At 36.0% G+C, this 21,990-nt stretch carries 16 protein-coding genes; 14 read left to right on the top strand and 2 right to left on the bottom strand.

The window, feature by feature from the left end:
* Window positions 1-61 precede the first annotated feature (61 nt).
* Window positions 62-745 carry a hypothetical protein gene (locus tag ZA07_RS05865; RefSeq protein ID WP_053970791.1) on the top strand — a complete coding sequence of 228 codons (684 nt, stop codon included), beginning with the start codon at window positions 62-64 and terminating at the stop codon, window positions 743-745.
* A 53-nt stretch (window positions 746-798) separates the two neighbouring features.
* Here ZA07_RS05865 and gltX read toward each other — a convergent pair whose 3' ends face one another.
* On the bottom strand, window positions 799-2,313 hold the full coding sequence (gltX, locus tag ZA07_RS05860) for a glutamate--tRNA ligase (RefSeq protein WP_053970790.1): 1,515 nt from the start codon (window positions 2,311-2,313) through the stop codon (window positions 799-801).
* A gap of 98 nt (window positions 2,314-2,411) precedes the next feature.
* On the opposite strand from gltX, the gene ZA07_RS05855 reads away from it, so the two are divergent.
* From ZA07_RS05855 to ZA07_RS05805, 11 genes are all read left to right on the top strand, one after another.
* A complete protein-coding gene (locus tag ZA07_RS05855; RefSeq protein ID WP_053970789.1) occupies window positions 2,412-5,834 on the top strand; it encodes a DUF4175 family protein in 3,423 nt (1,140 codons plus the stop codon).
* The gene (gene ybeY, locus ZA07_RS05850) at window positions 5,827-6,246 is read left to right on the top strand and encodes an rRNA maturation RNase YbeY (RefSeq protein ID WP_053970788.1); all 420 of its coding nucleotides are present in this window, start codon (window positions 5,827-5,829) and stop codon (window positions 6,244-6,246) included. Before ZA07_RS05855 ends, ybeY begins: the two co-directional genes overlap by 8 nt.
* Window positions 6,247-6,309: 63 nt before the next feature.
* Window positions 6,310-8,187 (top strand): tRNA uridine-5-carboxymethylaminomethyl(34) synthesis enzyme MnmG, encoded by a 1,878-nt coding sequence (gene mnmG / locus ZA07_RS05845; protein WP_053970787.1) that lies wholly within the window; start codon window positions 6,310-6,312, stop codon window positions 8,185-8,187.
* A 115-nt stretch (window positions 8,188-8,302) separates the two neighbouring features.
* Entirely contained in the window at window positions 8,303-9,169 is an 867-nt protein-coding gene (locus ZA07_RS05840) for a class I SAM-dependent methyltransferase (protein WP_053970786.1), read from the top strand.
* Between the two features lie 211 nt (window positions 9,170-9,380).
* On the top strand, window positions 9,381-9,893 hold the full coding sequence (locus tag ZA07_RS05835; protein WP_053970785.1) for an OmpH family outer membrane protein: 513 nt from the start codon (window positions 9,381-9,383) through the stop codon (window positions 9,891-9,893).
* Window positions 9,894-9,976: 83 nt separating this feature from the next.
* Entirely contained in the window at window positions 9,977-10,879 is a 903-nt protein-coding gene (locus ZA07_RS05830) for a LytTR family DNA-binding domain-containing protein (RefSeq protein ID WP_053970784.1), read from the top strand.
* Between the two features lie 132 nt (window positions 10,880-11,011).
* Window positions 11,012-13,387: a TonB-dependent receptor gene (locus ZA07_RS05825; protein ID WP_053970783.1), complete on the top strand. Its 2,376-nt coding sequence runs from the start codon at window positions 11,012-11,014 to the stop codon at window positions 13,385-13,387.
* A gap of 1 nt (window position 13,388) precedes the next feature.
* Window positions 13,389-14,234: a DUF4249 domain-containing protein gene (locus tag ZA07_RS05820; protein ID WP_053970782.1), complete on the top strand. Its 846-nt coding sequence runs from the start codon at window positions 13,389-13,391 to the stop codon at window positions 14,232-14,234.
* 126 nt (window positions 14,235-14,360) lie between these two features.
* A complete protein-coding gene (locus ZA07_RS05815) occupies window positions 14,361-15,203 on the top strand; it encodes a hypothetical protein (RefSeq protein WP_157492074.1) in 843 nt (280 codons plus the stop codon).
* A 115-nt stretch (window positions 15,204-15,318) separates the two neighbouring features.
* On the top strand, window positions 15,319-17,121 hold the full coding sequence (locus ZA07_RS05810; protein WP_053970780.1) for a hypothetical protein: 1,803 nt from the start codon (window positions 15,319-15,321) through the stop codon (window positions 17,119-17,121).
* A 171-nt stretch (window positions 17,122-17,292) separates the two neighbouring features.
* Window positions 17,293-17,796 carry a hypothetical protein gene (locus tag ZA07_RS05805; protein ID WP_053970779.1) on the top strand — a complete coding sequence of 168 codons (504 nt, stop codon included), beginning with the start codon at window positions 17,293-17,295 and terminating at the stop codon, window positions 17,794-17,796.
* Window positions 17,797-17,853: 57 nt separating this feature from the next.
* Here the strand turns inward: ZA07_RS05805 and ZA07_RS05800 are convergent, their stop codons facing one another.
* Window positions 17,854-19,008, bottom strand: coding sequence for an ATP-binding protein (locus ZA07_RS05800; RefSeq protein WP_053970778.1), 1,155 nt, complete (start codon window positions 19,006-19,008; stop codon window positions 17,854-17,856).
* Between the two features lie 74 nt (window positions 19,009-19,082).
* Here ZA07_RS05800 and pgk point away from each other — a divergent pair, with 74 nt between their 5' ends.
* Both pgk and ZA07_RS05790 read left to right on the top strand, forming a co-directional pair.
* Entirely contained in the window at window positions 19,083-20,270 is a 1,188-nt protein-coding gene (gene pgk, locus ZA07_RS05795; RefSeq protein WP_053970777.1) for a phosphoglycerate kinase, read from the top strand.
* Window positions 20,271-20,365: 95 nt separating this feature from the next.
* Window positions 20,366-21,964 carry a LysM peptidoglycan-binding domain-containing protein gene (locus ZA07_RS05790; RefSeq protein ID WP_082316584.1) on the top strand — a complete coding sequence of 533 codons (1,599 nt, stop codon included), beginning with the start codon at window positions 20,366-20,368 and terminating at the stop codon, window positions 21,962-21,964.
* The last annotated feature ends 26 nt before the right edge of the window (window positions 21,965-21,990 follow it).

Raw genomic sequence — 21,990 nt, 5'->3', positions numbered from 1 at the left:
TAACATTTTTAACAATAAAATCTAAATTAGTTTATATTTGTCTAAATCTCATGTAAGAACAATGCAAAAAAGACAACTTACCTTATTAGTAGCATTTATAGTAGGATTTGTTACAATTTCAACGGCCCAACATAAAACTTATGCCATTAAAAATGGTTTTGGAATTTATGGAGGTATCACACAATATGACATTTTAACCGATAATTTTGAAACCCAAAAAGAAGATGGTTGGATGGTAGGAGCTTCTGCTACTGTTGACCTACCACATAAGTGGTACAATATGAGTTACACCATTCAATTGGCTGAAAATAACGTTGGTATTGCGGCTACGCCATTACAATTTGGGATGGATGAGGAATACCTAAAATATAAAGTGTTTACAGCTCAAATTGCCTTGTTGATGCATGTTAAAATTGTTCAGAGTTTTTTGACTTTGGATTTAGGTCCTATGATTCAATATAACAGCGACATGGAAATGAAGGATGACAGTAAAGAAGGGTTTTTTATTAAGAACTATGAGAATCTTTTGGCGGAAGATATTACCGATATCAACAATTTTAATGTAGATGGAGCAGTCGGACTTTCAGCAGGCTTTAGCCATTTCCGAATTAAAGCACAATACATCTACGGATTCACAAACATGTTGAACAGATTAAACAAAGACAGTTTGGATCTTACTGGAAATGATGGTAAAGTAAAAGGAAATCAATCCATGCTTGCCTTTACAGCGATGATTACATTTTAAAAAGTAAGAAACTAGAAAATAAAAAAGCGGACTTAGAAGGTCCGCTTTTTCTTTTATAGGGTATTTAGTAAATTGTCAATTCTTCTGATGCTTTCATTTTTTCCTATCATATACATGATATCAAAAACATCGGGACCTTGCAACGATCCTACCAGCGAAAGTCTTAAAGGCATCATCACCTTTCCAAATCCAATTTCTTTGGACGTGATCCATCCTTTAATTGTATTTTGAATCACTTCTTGTGAATAATCTTGAATGGAATCAACTACTATAATGAGTTCTTTCATCAATTCTGGTGTATCCTCTTTCCAAGCTTTTTTTACTGATTTCTCATCCAATTCTACTGGAGTTTGAAAAAAGAAATGTCCAAGATTCCAAAAATCATAAACAAAAGTTGCTCGTTCTTTGATCAGGCCAATAACCATAGAAATATAATTGATATCTATGTCGTTCAGCTCCTCAGGATAGACGATTTTAAATTGTTCGGCCAAGTCATCATTGTGTTGTTCTTGCATGTAATGATGATTGAACCATTTGGTTTTATCTGGGTCAAAGCGCGCACCTGCTTTATGAACTTTTTCAAGATCAAATGCTTCAATAAGTTCATCTAAACTGAAAATTTCCTGTTCGGTTCCTGGGTTCCAACCTAAAAACGCCAAAAAATTAACTACAGCTTCAGGGAAATAACCATCTTCCCTGTAACCTCTTGAAATATCTCCTGTTTGCTCATCTTTCCAAGCTAAAGGGAATACAGGAAACCCTAATTTATCTCCGTCACGTTTGCTTAACTTACCTTTTCCAGTAGGTTTCAAAATCAATGGTAAATGAGCAAATTCTGGTGCTTCCCAACCAAAAGCGTCATAAAGCATCACGTGTAAAGCTAATGATGGTAACCATTCTTCACCACGTATCACATGGGTGATTTCCATAAGGTGGTCATCCACAATGTTGGCCAAGTGGTAAGTAGGCATGCCATCTGCTTTAAACAGAACCTTGTCATCAAGTGTGTTGGTGTCAATTTTTATATCACCTCTAATGATATCCTTTAAGTGAAGCGTTTCATCTTGGGGCGATTTAAAACGAATCACATAATCTTCTTCTTCATTTAGTTTTTCTTGAACTTCTTCAGCAGAAAGAGATAATGAATTTTGAAGTTTAAGTCGGTTGTGCCAATTGTAAATAAAGGTTTTCCCTTTTTCTTCATGGTCTTTTCTATGAGCATCCAACTCTTCTGCTGTATCAAAAGCATAATAAGCTTTTCCTTCAGCAATCAACTGGTCTGCATAGGCTTTGTAAAGATGTTTACGTTCACTTTGACGGTAGGGTCCAAATTTTTCATTGGTACCCGGTCCTTCTTCAAATGGAATTCCACACCATTTTAAAGATTCTACAATGTAGTTTTCAGCTCCTTCAACATAGCGGTTTTGGTCTGTGTCTTCGATACGAAGTACAAAAGTACCACCGTGTTTCTTGGCAAATAAATAATTGAATAGGGCAGTACGTACACCTCCAATATGTAAAGGTCCTGTAGGACTAGGAGCGAATCTAACGCGAACGTTTTTACTCATCTTTTGTAATTTTGTGCAAAGATACAATTAACACATTATTATCAAGGGTTTGAAAAATAAAATTGTAGATTAGTAAGTTAATACAGAAAGTAAGGAAATTGAGCCATTTTACTACCATTCAGAACAAATTAGAGCAGTTTATAAGGCGTTATTATACCAATGAATTGCTTAAGGGTGCTATTTTGTTTTTTTCCATTGGCTTGCTTTATTTCTTGTTCACTCTTTTTATTGAATATGTATTATGGCTAAATACCACAGCTAGGACCGTCTTGTTCTGGGTGTTTATATTGGTGGAACTTGCCCTTTTTGTGAAGTTCATTGTCATTCCCTTGATGCGCCTTTTTAAGCTTCAAAAGGGTATTGATTATAAAGATGCGGCTACAATCATTGGAAATCATTTTCCTGAGGTCAATGATAAATTGCTTAATGTTCTACAATTGAGAAGTGACGCTCAGCAATCTGAATTGTTGTTAGCGAGCATCGAACAAAAATCAACCGAATTATCGCCGGTACCATTTAAGTTGGCAATCAATTTTAATAAAAACGCCAAGTATTTAAAGTATGCAGCTATTCCTATCGCTATCATTTTAATATCTGTTATTACTGGAAAAATTAATTGGTTTAGTGATAGCTATACGAGGGTGGTTAACTTTAAAACGGCTTATGAGCCACCAGCACCGTTTCAATTTTTTGTGGTCAATGAAGATTTGCAAGCTATAGAAAATAAGGATTTTAAACTTCAGGTAAAGACGGCAGGTGACGTGTTCCCCGAGAATGCCAAAATTAATTTTAATGGGGAATCCTATTTTTTAAACCACAACGGACTTGGGGATTTTGAATTTGTCTTTAAACAACCCAAGAAGGATGTTCAGTTTCATTTTACATCGGGAGCTGTTACTTCCAAACCTTATGAACTCACGGTTACAAGTGTTCCTAGTATTTTGGATTTTGAAATGGTTTTGGATTATCCGTCCTATACCAAAAGAACCGATGAGATTTTAAAAAGTACTGGTAATGCCAATGTGCCTCAAGGGACCCAAATTACATGGAAGTTAAAAACAAAAACAACCGATGCGGTTTCTATTTATGGAACCGATACTTTAAGTTTAGAACGAACTGGATCTGGCTATTTTGAAGGAACAAAGCAGGTGTTTGACAAATTTCCGTATGATATCAGTACGAGTAATGCTTCCTTGAAAGACTATGAGCATTTATCCTTTAATATCAATGTGATAAAGGATGAATTCCCAGAATTGAAGCTGCAAATGGCTTTAGATTCTACGGACCAAAAAACATTATATTTTAAAGGTCAAGCCAGTGATGATTATGGACTTAGTAAGTTGCAATTAGTTTATTATCCAGTTAGCAATGAGTTTGATAAACAGGTGGTTGCCATTCCAATAGAGTCAACCAACATTACAGATTTTATTAGTGTGTTTCCTAATCAACTAGAATTGGAGGAGGGCGTGAATTACGAACTTTATTTTCAAGTATTTGATAATGATGCTATTAATCATTTTAAAGGAACTAAAAGCAAGGTTTATACCTATAGAAAATCAACAAAATTAGAAGAAGAGGCTGAACAGCTCAATCAACAGAATGAAACCATTCAAGATCTTGATAAATCTTTGGAAAAGTTTGATGAACGTCAAAAGGAATTAGAAGAGTTGTCACGAACGCAAAAGGAGAAGTCGGAACTCAATTTTAATGAAAAAAGACAATTGGAGAATTTCTTGAAGCGTCAAAAGCAACAGGAGGAAATGATGCAGAATTATAATGAGAAGCTCACGGATAATTTGGAGAAATTTAAACAAGATCAAGAATCAGATGATTTTAAGGAGGATTTAAAGGAACGGTTAAAGGATAATGAAAAGCAATTAAAGGAAGACGAAAAATTGCTAGAGGAGCTTCAAAAATTGCAAGACAAAATTAATAAAGAAGAGTTATCTGAAAAATTAGAGCAATTAGCCAAACAAAACAAAAATCAAAAACGAAGCTTAGAGCAATTGTTGGAATTGACCAAACGCTATTACATCAATAAGAAAATGGAAAAGCTTCAAGGGGAGTTGAATGAATTGGCAGATGAACAATTGGAACAAAGCAATAAGGACGAAGAGGAAAATAAAAAATCGGATCAAGATAGTCTGAATAAAAAGTTCGAAGATTTTCAAAAGGAAATGGATGCCTTGGAAAAGGAAAACGAAAAACTTATTGAGCCAATGAAGTTGCCTAATAACGAAAAGATGGAAGATGATATTAAGAAGGATCAAGAAGAGGCTTCAGATGAATTGGAAAAGCAAGAAGAAAATTCAAACCAAGGAAAGAAACAGGAATCCCAACAGAATAACCAAAACGCTTCAAAAAAACAAAAGCAGGCTGGTCAAAAAATGAAACAGATGAGCCAGCAAATGCAACAGTCTATGATGATGATGGGCGGCGGTGGTGAACAAATGCAAGAGGATATTGAAATGCTACGAAAGATTTTGGACAATCTGATACTGTTTTCTTTCGATCAAGAAAATTTGATGGATCTGTTTAAGGATATCCAACCAAACCACAATAAGTATGCTGATTATTTGAAAAGGCAGTACGCTTTAAAAGAACATTTTTCTCACATTGATGATAGTTTGTTTGCTCTGTCTTTAAGACAACCTAAAATCTCTGAATTTGTCAATCAGCAAATTTATGATGTCTTTTTTAATATTGATAAATCCATGGATCATTTTTCTGATAACCGTATTTATCAAGGGGTGAGTAACCAACAGTATACCATTACTTCTGCTAACAATTTGGCTGATTTTTTAAGTAATCTTCTTAACAACATGCAAATGCAAATGAATGCCCAAGGTCAGGGGCAGGGTAGTGGTAAGGGCCAACAAGGTCAAAAGCCAGAAGAGGGTTTGCCAGATATTATCATGAGTCAGGAAGAATTGAATAAACAAGCACAAGAAGGTCTTCAAAAAGTACAAGGACAGAAGGGTAAGGAGGCAGGTGAGCAAAAGGGTCAAGGCGAAAAGGGTGAGGGTCAAGATGGTCAAAGTGGTGGAGAGAATGGTGATGGTCAAAACGGAGACCAAAAACAAAGCAATAATGGAATGGATTCTGAATCGCAAAACGAATTATTGTTTCAAATATATCAGCAACAAAGTCAGATTAGACAAGAACTTGAGAATCGTTTAAAAGAAGCTGGGATTAATCCTAACGGCAATAGTTTACTGAAACAAATGGAAAACGTTGAAATGGATTTGCTAAATAAAGGACTTACAGAACAAACAGTAGAGCAAATGAAGCGTTTTGAACATCAATTGTTGAAGATGGAGAATGCTACCTTCAAACAAGGAAAGGAAAATAAGCGCGAGTCTGAAACCAATGATAAGCAGTATCAAAATACCAGTCAGGATAAAATCCCTACAGCTAAGGAGTATTTCAATACTGATGAAATTTTGAACAGACAGGCATTACCATTACAGCCTGTGTATAATAAAAAAGTAAAAGAATATTTTAAGCAAACTAATGATTAATTACAATTACGAAACAGATTTTAAAATTGATAATGAACAACAGAACTCTCAATGGATTCAAAGTGTTATCGAAAGTGAGGGTTTAGTTATGGGTGATATCAATTACATTTTTTGTGATGACGATTATCTTCATAAAATAAACGTGGAATTTCTGGATCATGATACCTTGACGGACATCATTAGCTTTGATTATAAAGTCGGAAAAATATTACATGGAGATATTTTTATCTCAGTTGAAAGAGTAGCTGATAATGCCTCTGATTTTGACGTAAGTTTTGATCAAGAACTTTCCCGGGTTATGATTCACGGTATTTTACATTACTGTGGATATAAAGACAAAACTGAAAGTGATAAAGCCTTGATGAGACAAAAGGAGAATGACTGTTTAGAGAAGCTTGCACAGTTCTCATAATTCGCCTTATATTTGCACGCTTAATCAAAATTGAAACATGATTGTTTCACGTGGAACACTAATATGAGTTTATTTCGAGATACATATGATGTTATTGTAGTTGGTGCTGGTCATGCTGGTAGTGAAGCTGCTGCTGCTGCTGCTAATATGGGTAGTAAAACCCTGCTAATTACAATGAATCTTCAAAATATTGCACAAATGTCGTGCAACCCTGCTATGGGTGGTATTGCTAAAGGTCAAATTGTTCGGGAGATTGATGCCTTAGGTGGATACAGTGGGATTGTGAGTGATACTTCTGCTATTCAATTTAAGATGCTAAACAAATCTAAAGGGCCAGCAATGTGGAGTCCAAGAGTGCAAAGTGATCGAATGCGTTTTGCTGAGGATTGGAGAATGCTTTTGGAGCAAACACCTAATTTGGATTTTTACCAAGAAATGGTGTCTGGTATATTATTGGAAGGTGATGGGGTTGTTGGAGTAAAAACTTCTTTGGGTATTGAAATAAAATCCAAAACAGTTGTTTTAACTAACGGTACCTTTTTGAATGGTTTAATTCATATTGGTGAAAAGAATTTTGGGGGAGGAAGAGCTGGGGAAAATGCTGCTACTGGAATTACCGAACAATTGGTACAATTAGGTTTTGATTCTGGAAGAATGAAAACGGGAACACCACCAAGAGTTGATGGAAGATCTTTAGATTATTCTAAAATGATTGACCAGCCAGGAGATGACAATCCTGAAAAGTTTTCATATCTAGATATCACCAAACCTCTAACACATCAGCGGTCTTGTCATATGACTTATACAAGTCCAGAAGTTCACGATTTATTACGTGAAGGTTTTGATAGATCTCCAATGTTCAATGGTCGCATTAAAAGTTTAGGTCCTAGATATTGTCCTTCAATTGAAGATAAAATTAATCGTTTTGCTGACAAGGATCGACACCAACTTTTTGTGGAACCAGAGGGTTGGAATACGGTAGAGGTTTATGTGAATGGATTTTCAACATCGCTGCCAGAGGACGTACAATTTAAAGCATTGAGTTCGGTGCCAGGATTTGAGAATGTCAAATTCTTTAGACCTGGATACGCAATAGAATATGATTATTTTCCACCTACACAGTTGCAACATACCTTAGAGACCAAATTGGTTTCTGGGTTGTATTTTGCCGGACAAATTAACGGAACTACGGGTTATGAAGAGGCAGCTTCTCAAGGTTTGATGGCAGGTATTAATGCCAGTTTAAAGGTTCAGGAAAAGGATCCTTTTATGTTAAGTAGGAGTGAGGCGTATATTGGGGTTTTGATAGATGATTTGATAACAAAAGGTACAGAAGAACCTTATCGTATGTTTACTTCTAGGGCTGAATATCGTACTCTATTAAGACAAGATAATGCTGATTTCAGATTAACACCTAAGGGTTATGAGATTGGATTGGCCAGTGAAAAGCGCCTCAGGAGAATGGAGGAGAAGAAGGAAATGTCATCTGCATTTGTTCAATTTTTTAAAGATACTAGCGTCAAGCCAGAAGACATTAATCCCGTTTTGGAAGCTAAGGATTCTGCTCCGATGAAACAGTCTGATAAAATGTTTAAGATATTCGCTAGACCTAATATCACGATAGATGATATGCGTCGAATTAGTGATGTTTCTGAGTACATCGAAGAGAATAATTTGGATTCAGAAGTTATAGAGCAAACCGAAATTCAAGTGAAATACTCTGGTTATATCGAAAAGGAAAAGAACAATGCTGATAAATTGACAAGGCTCGAAAATATTAAAATCCCAAAGAATTTTGACTATTCCCAATTGAAATCTATGAGTTTTGAAGCAAGGGAAAAGTTGAACAAAATTCAACCAGTAACGATCTCCCAGGCTTCAAGAATTAGTGGTGTTTCGCCAGCAGATATTTCGGTTTTATTGGTTTATATGGGTCGATAATTTATGAATCGTTCCACGTGGAACACCAAGAAGAAAATTTACTTTATTGCAAACTTCTATTAAATCCGGATATCTTTTGTAGCACTTTTAAGATGCTTCAAATGTTGAATATTTTATGAAATCCATTCCCCAATTGCCATTAAAAGTTAAAGACCATTCGGTCTCCCAAGAAGAATTCACTTTGGAATATGATGCTCATTATGATATGCTGGTGACCAAACCACAACCAAAGATTGAAGAATTAGGGAGGTATTATGAAAGTGAAGATTACATTTCACATACCGATTCGAAGCGCAATCTTTTTGAAAAGGTATATCATTTGGTTCGTGAATATTCTTTAAAGAAAAAAGTAGCATTAATAAATGAACATCACAATTCTGAAAAAAAGCTTTTAGACATTGGATGTGGTACGGGAGATTTTTTGAATTCTGCCAAAAAAGATCAGTGGGATGTTTATGGTGTAGAGCCAAACCAACAAGCTCGAAGCATTGCTCAAAATAAAATTGGGAAGGAACTATTTGAAACTTTAGAGAAAGTTAAAGAAAAGGAAGCCGGTTTTGATGTCATTACCCTTTGGCATGTTTTAGAACATTTGCCAAATCTAGATTTGCAATGGAAGCAATTTAACTTGTTGTTGAAAGAGGAAGGGACATTAATTATTGCGGTTCCCAATTTTAAAAGTTTTGACGCAAAACATTACAAACAGTTTTGGGCCGCTTATGATGTGCCTAGACATCTTTGGCACTTTTCTAAAACTAGTATAACTCAATGTGCGAAAGAAAACCATATGCAGGTAACAGAAATTCATCCAATGAAATTTGATTCCTATTATGTGAGTTTGCTTTCGGAAAAATATCTCACAGGATCATCAAATCCTATTAAGGCATTTTGGACTGGATTTAAGTCAAATTGGAAGGCTAGAAGCTCAAAGGAATATTCTTCGCTGATTTATGTGCTAAAAAAGACCAATTATTCAAAATAAGAGCCTCTGAGAGGGTTTTTAGGGTTCAGATGCCTATTGGTGCGTCAAAATGCAGAATCGGGCTTATTTGGCTTTTATGCGATTCAATTTTGATTGATATCTCTTATTGCTTCAGCTGCTTGCATAAATTATTATTATATAACTAGTGATTTTAATTTTTATACAATTATTGCCACTTTTATACATTTGTGTTTTACTAATAAAATCGTTTATGAAAAAAATTGGTTTGGTAGTTGTTTCTGCCATTTTGTTATCTTCTTGCAATCAATCCCAAAAAATCGGATTTGTAGATAACAGTAAATTAATTAATGAGTATCAAGAAAAAATGGATCTTGAAGCTCAATTTGAAAAAGAAAAGCAGGCTTTTCAAAAAAAGAACGACAGTTTGAATGTCGTTTATCAAGCCGAAGCTGAGGATGTGCAACTTAAATATGGCAATGCACCGCAATCTACCCAAGAGGAGAAGTATCAGATTTTTGGTCAAAAATGGCAAAGAATCCAGCAACAGATCCAAATGGACCAGGCTGCCATCCAAAGAAATTATACCACTCAAATAGATTCACTTATCAATAATATTGATAAAAAGGTAGAAGCTTATGGAGAGAAAAATGGCTATACATTTATCTTAGGTAAGAATGAAGGAGGTAGTGTGTTGTTTGGTAAAGCTGAAACAGATATAACCGATGCCGTTTTAAAGGAATTGAATGATTCCTATAAAAAGTAATACAAGAAGCCAGTTTAAATACTGGCTTTTTTTATAATAATATAACATGTTGTAAAGTTTGTAAGTTCTAGACTTTATGAGGTATGAAAATCTATCAATTTTTAAACCAACCTTTTCATTATTTTAATACGCCTACAAGGAAATGGGCTTATATCGTGGCATCCGCTATTTTTGCCTATTTATTTCTCATTTTGTTTCAACCTTATGGGATACATGAAGAAATGGAGAACCCCATAAATACACCATTAAGTAAATTCCTATTCTTTCTATCTATTGCATTTACTGCCATTCTTGGGTTATCTATATCACAGTTTTTGCTTCGGCCTGCTTTAAATTTCAATGATGTAACCATTAAAAAATATTTGTTTTGGTTTCTTTTCGAGGCCTTTCTTTTAACGGTAATTTCCTTCGGACTTTCTTTTATTATACCCGATTTGGGCAATGATTTTGAACAAGAAATGGATGTTTGGTTTCAGTTGAATAACTACTTCAGGGCACTGGTGATACTTTTGTTTCCCTTTATTGGTAGCATTATTTTTATAGTCATTAAAGAATTAAAAATTGAGGTTAATGATTTGACTAGTAAAATGATAGCTTATCAACGCAAGTTTAAAAATACAGATGAATCCAAAATGATTGAATTCAAAGATGAAAATGGCCAATTGGAAATTACCATACCTTTAAAACAATTAATTTTCTTAGAGGCTAATAATCAGTATGTTATGATTTATTTTTGGAAAGATTCTACTGTTAGGAAGCATATTATTAGGAACCGCTTAAAAAACTTGTTGGCTGAAACAAAACATCTTCCTATCAAACAATGCCATCGGTCGTTTGCAGTAAATATTCTACAGCTGGAACACGTGATAAGATCAAACAATAAAGAGTTTGTTTTATTTAAGGGGAATGATGAATTAAAAGTCCCTCTTTCAAAATCTTTTTCTGAGGAAATGAAACAGGAAATTCTAGAAACCAATTTACGATAGGGAATCATTCACTCCAAATTAACCATATTTCACTCCAAAAGACTGTTATTCCTTGGCTTTCATTAAATATTTCAAGTTTCTTTGCGTTAGTTTTGAAACCATAAACAATCAATCAAAAATCAAATAATTTTAATGAAATACTTTTTATTGATCTGCCTGTTATTTATGGCGTCCTTAATTCATGCTCAGGAAACCTATAGTATCAGTGGCACAATCAAGGACCAAAGTAACGGTGAAACCCTTATGGGCGCCACCGTTTATTTAGAAGGGACCAACTTTGGGACCACGACAAACGAGTATGGATTTTTTTCACTTCAGGCTCCTGCGGGAAATTATACCTTAACTATCTCTTATATAGGTTATAATGCTGTTAAGCAGGAAGTTAGTCTAACTAAAAATTTAAATTTTAACTTAGAATTGGAAGAGTCCTCCACAGCTCTGGACGAGGTTATTATCAAAGCTGAGCAATCAGAGAGTATCAGTTTAAGAGATCCTCAAATGAGCGTTTCCAAACTTAATGCTAAGACCATTAAACAAATTCCAGTTGTCATGGGTGAGGCAGATGTAGTTAAATCTATTCAATTGCTTCCGGGAGTAACGAATAATGGCGAAGGTTCTGCTGGATTTCATGTACGTGGTGGTGCAGCTGATCAAAACTTGGTTTTGCTTGATGAAGCCATTATCTATAATACGTCCCATTTGTTCGGCTTTATATCAGTATTCAATGCCGATGCGATCAAAGATATCAGACTTTACAAGGGAGATATTCCAGCGAAATACGGCGGGAGAATTTCTTCTGTTTTGGATGTCAGGCAGAAGGACGGAAATAGTAAGGAGTTTGATTTAAATGGAGGTATAGGATTGATTTCCAGTAGATTGTCTGCCGAATCACCCTTGTTCAACCAAAGAGGGTCTTTTTTGGTAGCTGGTCGCGCTTCTTACGCTCATCTCTTTATGCCCTTGATTGAAGATGTTCAGGACGATAAAATATCCTTTTATGATTTAAACCTAAAGACCAATTATGAGCTCAATCAAAACAATCGCTTGTATCTGTCAGGATATTTCGGTCGTGATGGGTTTACCCTTTCTGATTTAATCGAAAACAACTATGGAAATATCTCTGGCAATTTAAGATGGAACCATGTTTTTAACGACAAATTGTTTTCCAACTTGTCCCTTATTTACAGCAAATATGATTATCGCATTATCTTAGATTTTATTGAGTTGGATTGGTTGGCAGATATCCAAAACTATAATTTAAAATACGATTTTGGTTATTATGTCAATAACCGATTGAAGTTGGATTTTGGAGTTAGCGGTATCAGTTATAAGTTGAATCCAGGGGAGGTGAGTCCAACCTCCGAAACATCATCCATCAACTATTTAAAATTGGATGATAAAAGAGCCTTTGAGGGTGCTTTTTATGTAGGAGCAGAGCATGAACTTTCTGAAAAACTGAATTTAAACTATGGTTTTAGGTATAGTTACTTTTCCAGATTAGGTGGCCAACCCATATCACAGTATGTAAACGATGCTCCGGTAGTTTATAACAGCCAAATAGGTATTTATGAAAGAGGAGAGGTAGCCAGCGAAACTTATTACAAAAAAGGGGAAAGCATCAAAAGTTTTGGGAATTTGGAGCCTAGAATCGGGTTGTCATACCAAATGAATGACCAAACAGCATTAAAAGCAAGTTACACCAAATCGACCCAATATTTACATCTCTTGTCCAATACCTCTTCGGTAACGCCTTTAGATGTCTGGACGCCCAGTGGCCCTTATGTTGAGCCGCAAATATCACATCAGTATGCCTTGGGTTATTATAAGAAATTGATGGATAATGCCTTTAGTCTGGAACTGGAAACCTATTACAAACAAATAGACAACCGTATTGACTATATCGACGGTTCTGATTTAATAGGAAACAACAATATAGAAACAGAAATATTAAATGGAGAGGCTCGTGCCTATGGGTTGGAAGTCTTGTTCAGAAAGAATAAAGGCAACCTTACCGGTTGGTTGTCCTATACTTTATCCAAATCTGAGCAACGTACTTTAGGCGGAAACGCTGGCGGTCCTGGAATAAACAATGGGGATTGGTACAACACGCCTTATGACCGAACTCATGATATTTCGGTTACTGGTATGTACAAACTGAATGATAAATGGACTTTTAGTTCCAATTTTATTTTCCAAACAGGACGACCAGTTACGTATCCTAACGGACAATATGAGTACGAAGGTTTATCTATTGCAAGCTATTCCAATCGAAATCAAGACCGATTGCCTGCTTACCACCGTTTGGATCTCTCGGCTACGCTGACTCCAAGGAAGAATGCTGGTAGAAAATGGAAATCGGAATGGGTTTTTGGAATTTACAATGTCTATAACAGGAGGAATGCCGCATCGATTAGTTTTAGTCAGAACCGACAAACTGGTATGAATGAAGCGACCCGAATTTCCATTTTCGGAGCTATTCCATCGGTTTCCTATAATTTTAAATTTTAGTATGATGAAAAAGATTCTATATATTTTATTAAGCGGTTTTATAACGTTAGTATCCTGTGAAGACGTCATTGATGTGGATGTACCAACAGCGGCAACCCGATTGGTCATTGAAGCCTCTTTGGATTGGGAAAAAGGTACCGCAGGTAATGAGCAAAGCATCGAATTAAGACTTTCAACACCCTATTTTGATACTACCAGTAACTCGGATGTTACAGGAGCTTCTGTAGTTGTTGAAAACCTTGATTCTGGAGAGACTTTTATGTTTGATGATATGAATGATGGCTCCTATACAACATCCAGTTTTGTTCCCGTTATTGGTAACACCTATGAACTTACCGTGGTGTATCAAGGAGAAACCTACACGGCCACAGAAGTAATGACTCCGGTGGCGGAAATAAGTAATATTACTCAAAGTGTGGAAGGCGGATTTGACGACGAACTATTGGAGGTTAACGTCTATTTTACTGATCCTGCTGATGAGGAAAACTACTATTTATTCCGATATCAGGCCGATTATGAGACTTATGCCTCTTTATACGATTTGTCTGATGAGTTTGTCAACGGAAATGAGATTCATGATTTTTATGAAAAGCAAGATGATGAGGACAATGGTGAACGTCCCTTTCAAGCGGGAGATGTGGTTGCCGTAGACCTTTATGGTATTTCTGAAGCATATTACAATTACATCCGTATTTTAATCGAGCAAAGCAGTTCGCAGGGTGATCCTTTTAGTTCTTTGGCTGCTCAGGTAAAAGGGAATTGCATCAATGAAACCCAACCGGCTAATTATGCCTTTGGATATTTTAGAGTCACAGAAGTAGATAAAAGAAGCTATACGGTTGAGTAGGGTTGTAGGAAGTGTGGAATGGTTTAGATTGAAGTCACTTATTGTTGACTTTCACAATTTTAAAAGAACCTCTTGTTTTTTGCCATAAAGTTGCTTTTTTTGTTTAAAACTTAAACCAACTAAATCATGAACAAATTTTTGCTCCAAATCGTTTTTCTCCTTTTTGTGACCAGTACCTACTCCCAATTGGTTTTTAACTTTTCAAAAAAGGAATACATCCCTTGTGAAATAGAATTGAGTGATGGTAATACCTTAAGAGGCTTTGTCAAGGATTTTGATGAACCAAATGCTGTGGAGTTCTCAGGCTATCAGTTTTCTATTGAATCTAGAACAAACTTAGATAGGAAGTTTTACACCTTCGTAAAGGAATTAAAAGGGGAAAAACAAGATATCATGTTAGAGGACATTCAATCCATCTTATTAAAGGATGAGGATACCATTAAATATGAAAAAATAAAGGTAAAGACCATCAATTCTAATATGGAAGTGGTTGACTTGAATAGAGAGGTCATGATACCCCTTATCCGGGAAGGAGACATCAATCTATATGGGATTAAGGTCTATAATTGTGGAAGCGGAATGGGTTGTGAAATGGCTTATGTTTTGGCATATATCAAAAACGAAAATCAAGAACACGCCTATATTCCTATAGATTTCAATAGAATCAACCTCTTCAATTTAGGAAAAATAGGAGATAAATTCTTGAAATCTTTTGAAATGGCAGGCTCTGATTGTCCAGCTTTTTTGGAATATCTGGAAGAACAAAAGGTCTTATTTGATGATAAATCGTTTCAAAAGGCCCATAAGGAGGATTACAAAAACTTCAGGAAAGAGGTCAAACAAAAGTTGAAAACAATCAAAGGCGGGAAAAACAAGCGAAAAGAAGAGGATAAGTTATACGCGGCTTTTTTTGTAAAAATGTATACCGACATGATAGATGAATATTCATCACGATGCCATGATATATAAGCTTGATCTTTATTAATAAGATTCCTTTATTTTTCCTTTAGCATGACAATTGTCAGCTTTTATTAACTTAGGATTGGTCATTTTTGTGGTTTGTCTAAATTTTAAAGATTAAAAGATGACCAATCCTAAACCCATCCATAGCTTTCATATTCCTGTAATGGGATTATCCTATACCATAGACAGCCCCATAAGAGTGGCTCATTACGGCATTTCCTCGGTAATCTCTATCATTGATGATGAGTTGATGGAGCGAATGAACGCTTTTTACAGCGAAAAGATCCAGCTGCCTTATCAAGAAATCACAAAAAAAGCTCAAGATTACCGTGCTCAACGTGTGACGTCATACCTCAATCTAGTAGATACCATTGTAAAGGACAAATTCGCCAAATTCAAAGCAGAATTGATTGAGAGCAAATCGGCCTTAGAACAGTTTATGGCTACCTTACCAAATACTTCTAGTATCAAGGAAGGACTTACCCATTTACTAGAAGAGGGAGCTGCCTTTAAAGAGCAAATCAAGCATTATTTAGAAGCGCATTTAAAACCAGGCGATATTGATGTGAATATCATGACCAAGGTTGATAAGGATAATTTTAATAAAGGAGAACAACTCCCTGTTGCCTTTAATGATGCACATGCATCCCTTCGAGGGTTTGCCCAAAGTAGGCTGCATTCTTCTGTGGTACTTTCGGCTGGGATGAATCCCAGATTATACAGTTATTTTGAAAACTTTGATGATTTTTTTCCCAACGAACAAGGGGTTTTGAATAAGAAAATTATTCTGAAGGTGAGTGATTACCGGTCGGCAACCATTCAAGGGAAGTTTTTGGCTAAAAAGGGCCTTTGGGTTTCAGAATATCGTATTGAATCGGGCTTGAATTGTGGAGGACATGCTTTTGCGACAGAGGGCTATTTATTGGGGCCCATTTTGGAAGAATTCAAAACGAAAAGAGACGAACTGATACAGGAAACCCATGCCGTTTTGGTAGCTTCGTTGAGTCAGAAGGACAAATCGGTTCCTCAGCAACCATTGGAACTCAAGATTACAGTACAAGGGGGTGTAGGAACTGCCGAAGAACACCAATTTTTACTGGATCATTATCAAGTAGATTCAGTAGGTTGGGGATCTCCATTTTTATTGGTGCCCGAAGCCACTTCGGTAGATAAGGAAACTAGAAATTTGTTGGCTGAGGCGCAAGAAGAGGACTTGCATTTAAGCGGTATTTCACCGCTAGGAGTTCCCTTTAATACCATCAAGGGTACAACCAACGAGTTTTACAAGCAACAGCGTATTGATGCTCATAAAGCAGGAAGTTCCTGTCCTAAAAAATATTTGGCACTCAGTAAAGAGTTGGATCCCGAGGGAACCTGTACGGCATCTAAAAAATACCAAGATGTGAAACTCGAGGAGTTAGAAGCTAAAAGGGGTGAGTTGACATATGAAGCTTATGAAAGCGCGAAGGCTAAAATCACCGAAAAGGCTTGTTTGTGTGTTGGTTTGGCCAATGCGTCATATTTGGAAAACAACCTACCCATTAAAGGGCAAGCTCAAGGCGTAGTGATATGTCCGGGACCCAATATGGCCTATTTTGATAAGGAGGTGAAGCTTTCTGAGATGATGCAACATATTTATGGCTATAAGTCGGTGTTATCGCATAAAAACCGTCCCCATATGTTTGTTAAGGAACTCAAGATGTATGTGGATTATATTAAAAATGAACTTGCTGATATGTCATTAGAGGTAACGACCAAGCAAATCAAAAAATGGACGACTTTTAAGACGCATTTGTTTGATGGGATTGCTTATTACCAACAGTTGTTTGTTTCATCAGCTCTTGGTAAGTCAGTTATACAAGAATTGGAAAATTGTAAAGAAGATTTAAACGCTGTTGAAATTCCAGAGTTGGTGATGGCTTGATGCAATGATTTTCTTTAACAAATATTGGAAAAGGTAGTGTTTTTCTCTTATTGCTGTTATATCCATTCTCAAAATTCTAACAACAGATAACACATGTTTTTGTGTAAGTTTGTATTGTTTTATGTTAAAGACTTCCACTGTCAGTATGGTGTTCTATTTTATAATTACAATATGAGATATAAATTAGCTTTGTTAATATTGATGTTTTTCCTAATAGTATCATGTAAACAAAGGACCGGGTTTATTGACGAGAAGAAAAAGTTCGAAGGGAGAAATTATGTAGAATTATTTTTTCCTGATACAGTTATAATTAACAAAGAAGTTAAGGGATTTGTAAAGTACAATAGTAGCTTTGATACTATAACTAAAAACTTGTTTGAAGGGAATGATACCCTTAGAATGGTGTCGTTATATATTAGAAAAAATACTAATTATGTTATTGATAATAAGGACGATTTGTTAGTGGCTAAAAAAAAGGATTCTTTTTATCCTAATAAGAATGACATCAAAACAGGAAATCCAGTAATTCATTTTAGCAAGAATTTTGACAGTATTGGAAAATATTATTTGGAAGGGTTGATTAAGGATGAAGTAATGATTAGCTATAAAGATTCCTTAAGGTTATTAGAAAGAAGCTCATTTGTTTCTAAAACTATTTATGTTATAAACAATTAGAAATTATAGTTGCAATTTTTAATTGGATTATACAGGGAACCAAAAGCTATAAACTTCTTACCCTGGCTTTTTATGAAGCAGTCGCGTCAATTTAATAGATAAGTCGGTTAGAATAATTTTAGCGTTCCCATTACGCTCTATATGGTAAATGGCGTCCTGAAGCTCGTTGGAAATATCCAAAATGTTGTTTTCATGTACAAAGGGCGCAAATTTACTGAGATCAAAGCCTTTGGTTTGGGTTTCCAAGTAAACCAATTCCTGAGCCTTAAAATTCATCAACATAGCTTGTCTAAAAAAGCCCAAACAAAAGTGTAAAAACTGCTTTTGGGTTTCACGACCTGTTTTGGCAATTTCTTCACTCCAACTAATCAAGTCGTGTATGGCACTTTTGTTCCCCTTGGCCCTAAAAGCACTTCGCACCCAAAAAATAAACCAAGTTTCAAATTGGGTGTCCTCACTGTCTTGATAAACCAAATCACAAGCCTTGTTATAGTTGCCATCAGCTTGATGTGCAATTTTAATAGCGACCTCTTCTTTAAGATCGTAATTTTTCACAAGGGCTTCGGTAATGGTATTTTCAGACAAAGGAGGAAAATGCAATACCTGACAGCGGGATCTAATGGTATTTATAATCTGTCCTTCGTCTTCAGCAATCAAGATAAAAACCGTTTTGTTTGGCGGTTCTTCTATCAGCTTTAATAGTTTATTGGCAGCGGCATCGTTCATTTTCTCTGCCATCCAAATAATCATCACTTTATAACCACCTTCATAAGATTTAAGCGAAAGCGACTTTACAATTTCCAGGGCCTCATCCACGCCAATTTGGCCTTGTTTATTTTCGATATGGAGTTTTTTGTACCAGTCAAACAGGTTGCCATAAGGCTGCTCCTTCAAGAGTTCGCGCCATTCTTCCATGAAATGATTGGACACAGGATGCTTTTTAACCTTGTCATTGGCTGCCACTGGAAAGGCAAAATGTAAATCGGGATGGGAGAGGTTATTGAATTTTAAATTGCAAGATTCATTACCACCGGTATTTTCACCTTCAACATTTTGGCATAATAGGTATTGGGCATAGGCAATAGACATAGGTAAGGTGCCACAACCTTCGGGACCAACAAACAGTTGAGCGTGCGGAATTCTTCCGTTCTCAATACTTTGTACCAAATGATTTTTTAGGTGCTCCTGACCTAGAACTTCGCGAAACTGCATAAGGCAAAGATAACAGAATTACATCCTTATTCTGAAAGGAAAGAATTATATTTGTGTTTCTAAATTTTTAAAAAATGAAAACACTTAATGACTTTAACTTTGAGGGCAAAAAAGCTTTAATCAGAGTCGATTTTAATGTTCCCTTAAATGATAAATTTGAGGTTACTGATGCTACAAGGATTGTGTCTGCAAAACCAACTATTATAAAAATCTTGGAAGATGGTGGTAGTTGTATTTTGATGTCTCATTTGGGTAGGCCTAAAGGAGCACAAGATGAGTTTTCTTTAAGGCATATTGTTCCAAAAGTTGAAGATATTTTGGGTGTTGAGGTGAAGTTTGCATCAAATTGCATAGGGCAAGAAGCTGAAGAAGCTGCTCAAAACTTAAAGCCAGGTGAAATTTTATTACTTGAAAATTTACGTTTTCATTCCGAAGAAACAGCAGGAGATGTAGAGTTCTCTAAACAATTGGCGAGCTTGGGTGATTTTTATGTAAATGATGCTTTTGGAACAGCACATAGAGCTCATGCATCTACCACCATTATTGCTCAATTTTTCCCAGAAAGCAAATGCTTTGGTTTCTTAATGGAAAAAGAAATAGACAGTATTGACAAGGTTTTAAATAACAGCGAAAAACCTGTTTTAGCTGTATTAGGAGGAGCTAAGGTTTCTTCAAAAATCACCATTATAGAAAATATTTTAGATAAAGTAGACCATCTGATTGTTGGTGGAGGAATGACCTATACTTTTGTGAAAGCCCAAGGAGGTTCTATTGGTGATTCCATATGCGAGGATGACAAACAAGAATTGGCATTAGATATTTTAAAACAAGCCAAAGCAAAAGGCGTTGAGGTTCATTTACCAGTAGATGTTATTGCCGCCAACGATTTTGCTAATAATGCAGAGACGCAAATTGTTGATGTAGATAAAATTCCTGATGGGTGGCAAGGTTTGGATGCCGGACCTAAAACATTAGAGAATTTTGATAAGGTTGTTAACCAATGTAAAACCATTTTATGGAACGGACCTTTAGGTGTTTTTGAAATGGAGAATTTTGCCAAAGGAACCATTTCATTGGGGAATTCCATTGCTGAAGCCACTAAAAATGGCGCATTCTCTTTAGTAGGAGGAGGTGACTCGGTTGCTGCAGTGAAACAATTTGGTTTTGAAGACAAAGTAAGTTATGTCAGTACAGGTGGTGGCGCCATGTTGGAAAGTCTTGAAGGCAAGACACTTCCGGGTATTGCTGCTATTTTAGAATAGATTTAAGTAAACATCGGCACAGAATTTGTGCCGATTTGTTTTTTATAAGAATTCTAATATTTTGGCGTTGTATGCTTGAAACAAAACACTCATTTATGAAATACGGTATTTTTTTTGGTTTGCTATTTTTTGGTCAGCTTATGTGGAGTCAAGATTCTTTGCGGGTTGACCGGGAAGAGTTAGGATATACAGAGGCCGAATTAAATGAGATGGAAGGACTAGATGTGGATACCATTGTAGATGGTAAAAAGCATTTTGTAAAAGGCATTCCCGTCAAGGATTCTTTGAGTTTTGGTCATTTGGAAGATCACGAATTGGCCATGAGCATTGACAAAAAGTGGTTGGAGGAGCTTTATAGCAATACCCTTTTTGACACGATTTATAAAACCGTTTCAGAACTCGATTTTGAACCAGTAGATTATCCAGAACTATCTACAGATACCCTAAAGGCTAGATTGGCCAGACTAAATGCCAAGACCCCTTTTAATGTGGAATACAATCCGTCTTTGGAGAGTGTTATCAAGAGATTTTTAAAAGATCGTAGGAATTATTTTGAACGCATTATGGGATTGAGTCATTTCTATTTCCCCATGTTTGAGGCCGAATTTGACAACTACGACATTCCTTTAGAAATGAAATACCTTTCCATAGTGGAATCAGCTTTAAAACCGCGAGCCAAATCTAGAGTGGGTGCTACAGGTCTATGGCAATTCATGTTTACCACTGGAAAGATGTATGGTTTGGATGTGAGTAGTTATGTAGATGAGCGTAGCGATCCTATTATGTCCACCCAATCAGCGGCGGCATACTTGTCTAAGTTATATGGTATTTTTGGCGATTGGGATTTGGCTCTTGCAGCATACAATTCGGGGCCTGGGAACGTTTCTAAGGCCATAAGAAGATCGGGTGGTTATACCAATTATTGGAATATTAGGCACAATCTTCCACGTGAAACAGCTGGGTATGTTCCAGCTTTCTTAGCCACAATGTATATTTTTGAATATGCCAAGGAACACGGTTTTAAATCGGAAAGACCTTTGTTTCATTACTTTGAAACTGACACAGTTTTGGTGAAAGACATGATTTCTTTGGATCAAATTTCAGAAACGACCGATGTACCCATTGAGGAACTTCAGTTTTTAAATCCGTCTTACAAACTCGACATCATCCCAAAAATTGAGGGCAAAAAATACTATTTGCGACTGCCTCGAAAATCGATAGGGATGTTTGTAAACAATGAGGATAGCATTTATAGTTTTGCCAAAGCTGAATTCAATAAAAGAGAAAAGCCTTTACCTCAGTTTTTTGAAGCTGATGCCAAGGTTACGTATCGAGTGAGAAGTGGTGATTATTTGGGGCGCATTGCACGCAAATATGGTGTTAGGGTAAGCCAGATTAAACAATGGAATGGATTAAGAAGCAATAACATCAATATTGGTCAAAGGTTAACCATTTACCCAAGAAAACCTGGAAATATGGTTTCTAAACCAACGAGTTCAAATAGTAACAAAACCAATGCTTCCAAAACCCAGTCTCCAGATGATTTTAAAACCTATGTAGTTAAGGAAGGAGACTCTTTGTGGAGCATCTCTAAAAAATTTCCTGGAGTTTCTGTTGATAATATTAAAGAATGGAACGATATTAGTGGTAACAACTTAAAACCCGGCATGAAATTAAAAATAAGTAAAGGGTAATCAAGTTCCATCAAATTGAACACTAC

This window comes from Mangrovimonas sp. ST2L15 (assembly GCF_001280515.1).
Taxonomy (GTDB): Bacteria; Bacteroidota; Bacteroidia; order Flavobacteriales; family Flavobacteriaceae; genus Mangrovimonas; species Mangrovimonas futianensis.
This window is presented reverse-complemented; position numbering and strand designations above follow the sequence as displayed.

Excerpts from the sequence above, each read along its gene's own strand:
- ZA07_RS05825 (WP_053970783.1), top strand. The coding sequence starts at position 11,012 with ATGAAATACTTTTTATTGATCTGCCTGTTATTTATGGCGTCCTTAATT.
- ZA07_RS05820 (WP_053970782.1), top strand. The coding sequence starts at position 13,389 with ATGATGAAAAAGATTCTATATATTTTATTAAGCGGTTTTATAACGTTA.
- ZA07_RS05840 (WP_053970786.1), top strand. The coding sequence starts at position 8,303 with ATGAAATCCATTCCCCAATTGCCATTAAAAGTTAAAGACCATTCGGTC.
- ZA07_RS05830 (WP_053970784.1), top strand. The coding sequence starts at position 9,977 with ATGAAAATCTATCAATTTTTAAACCAACCTTTTCATTATTTTAATACG.
- ZA07_RS05810 (WP_053970780.1), top strand. The coding sequence starts at position 15,319 with ATGACCAATCCTAAACCCATCCATAGCTTTCATATTCCTGTAATGGGA.
- ZA07_RS05790 (WP_082316584.1), top strand. The coding sequence starts at position 20,366 with ATGAAATACGGTATTTTTTTTGGTTTGCTATTTTTTGGTCAGCTTATG.
- ZA07_RS05835 (WP_053970785.1), top strand. The coding sequence starts at position 9,381 with ATGAAAAAAATTGGTTTGGTAGTTGTTTCTGCCATTTTGTTATCTTCT.
- ybeY (WP_053970788.1), top strand. The coding sequence starts at position 5,827 with ATGATTAATTACAATTACGAAACAGATTTTAAAATTGATAATGAACAA.
- ZA07_RS05815 (WP_157492074.1), top strand. The coding sequence starts at position 14,361 with ATGAACAAATTTTTGCTCCAAATCGTTTTTCTCCTTTTTGTGACCAGT.
- gltX (WP_053970790.1), bottom strand. The coding sequence starts at position 2,313 with ATGAGTAAAAACGTTCGCGTTAGATTCGCTCCTAGTCCTACAGGACCT.
- mnmG (WP_053970787.1), top strand. The coding sequence starts at position 6,310 with ATGAGTTTATTTCGAGATACATATGATGTTATTGTAGTTGGTGCTGGT.
- pgk (WP_053970777.1), top strand. The coding sequence starts at position 19,083 with ATGAAAACACTTAATGACTTTAACTTTGAGGGCAAAAAAGCTTTAATC.
- ZA07_RS05805 (WP_053970779.1), top strand. The coding sequence starts at position 17,293 with ATGAGATATAAATTAGCTTTGTTAATATTGATGTTTTTCCTAATAGTA.
- ZA07_RS05800 (WP_053970778.1), bottom strand. The coding sequence starts at position 19,008 with ATGCAGTTTCGCGAAGTTCTAGGTCAGGAGCACCTAAAAAATCATTTG.
- ZA07_RS05865 (WP_053970791.1), top strand. The coding sequence starts at position 62 with ATGCAAAAAAGACAACTTACCTTATTAGTAGCATTTATAGTAGGATTT.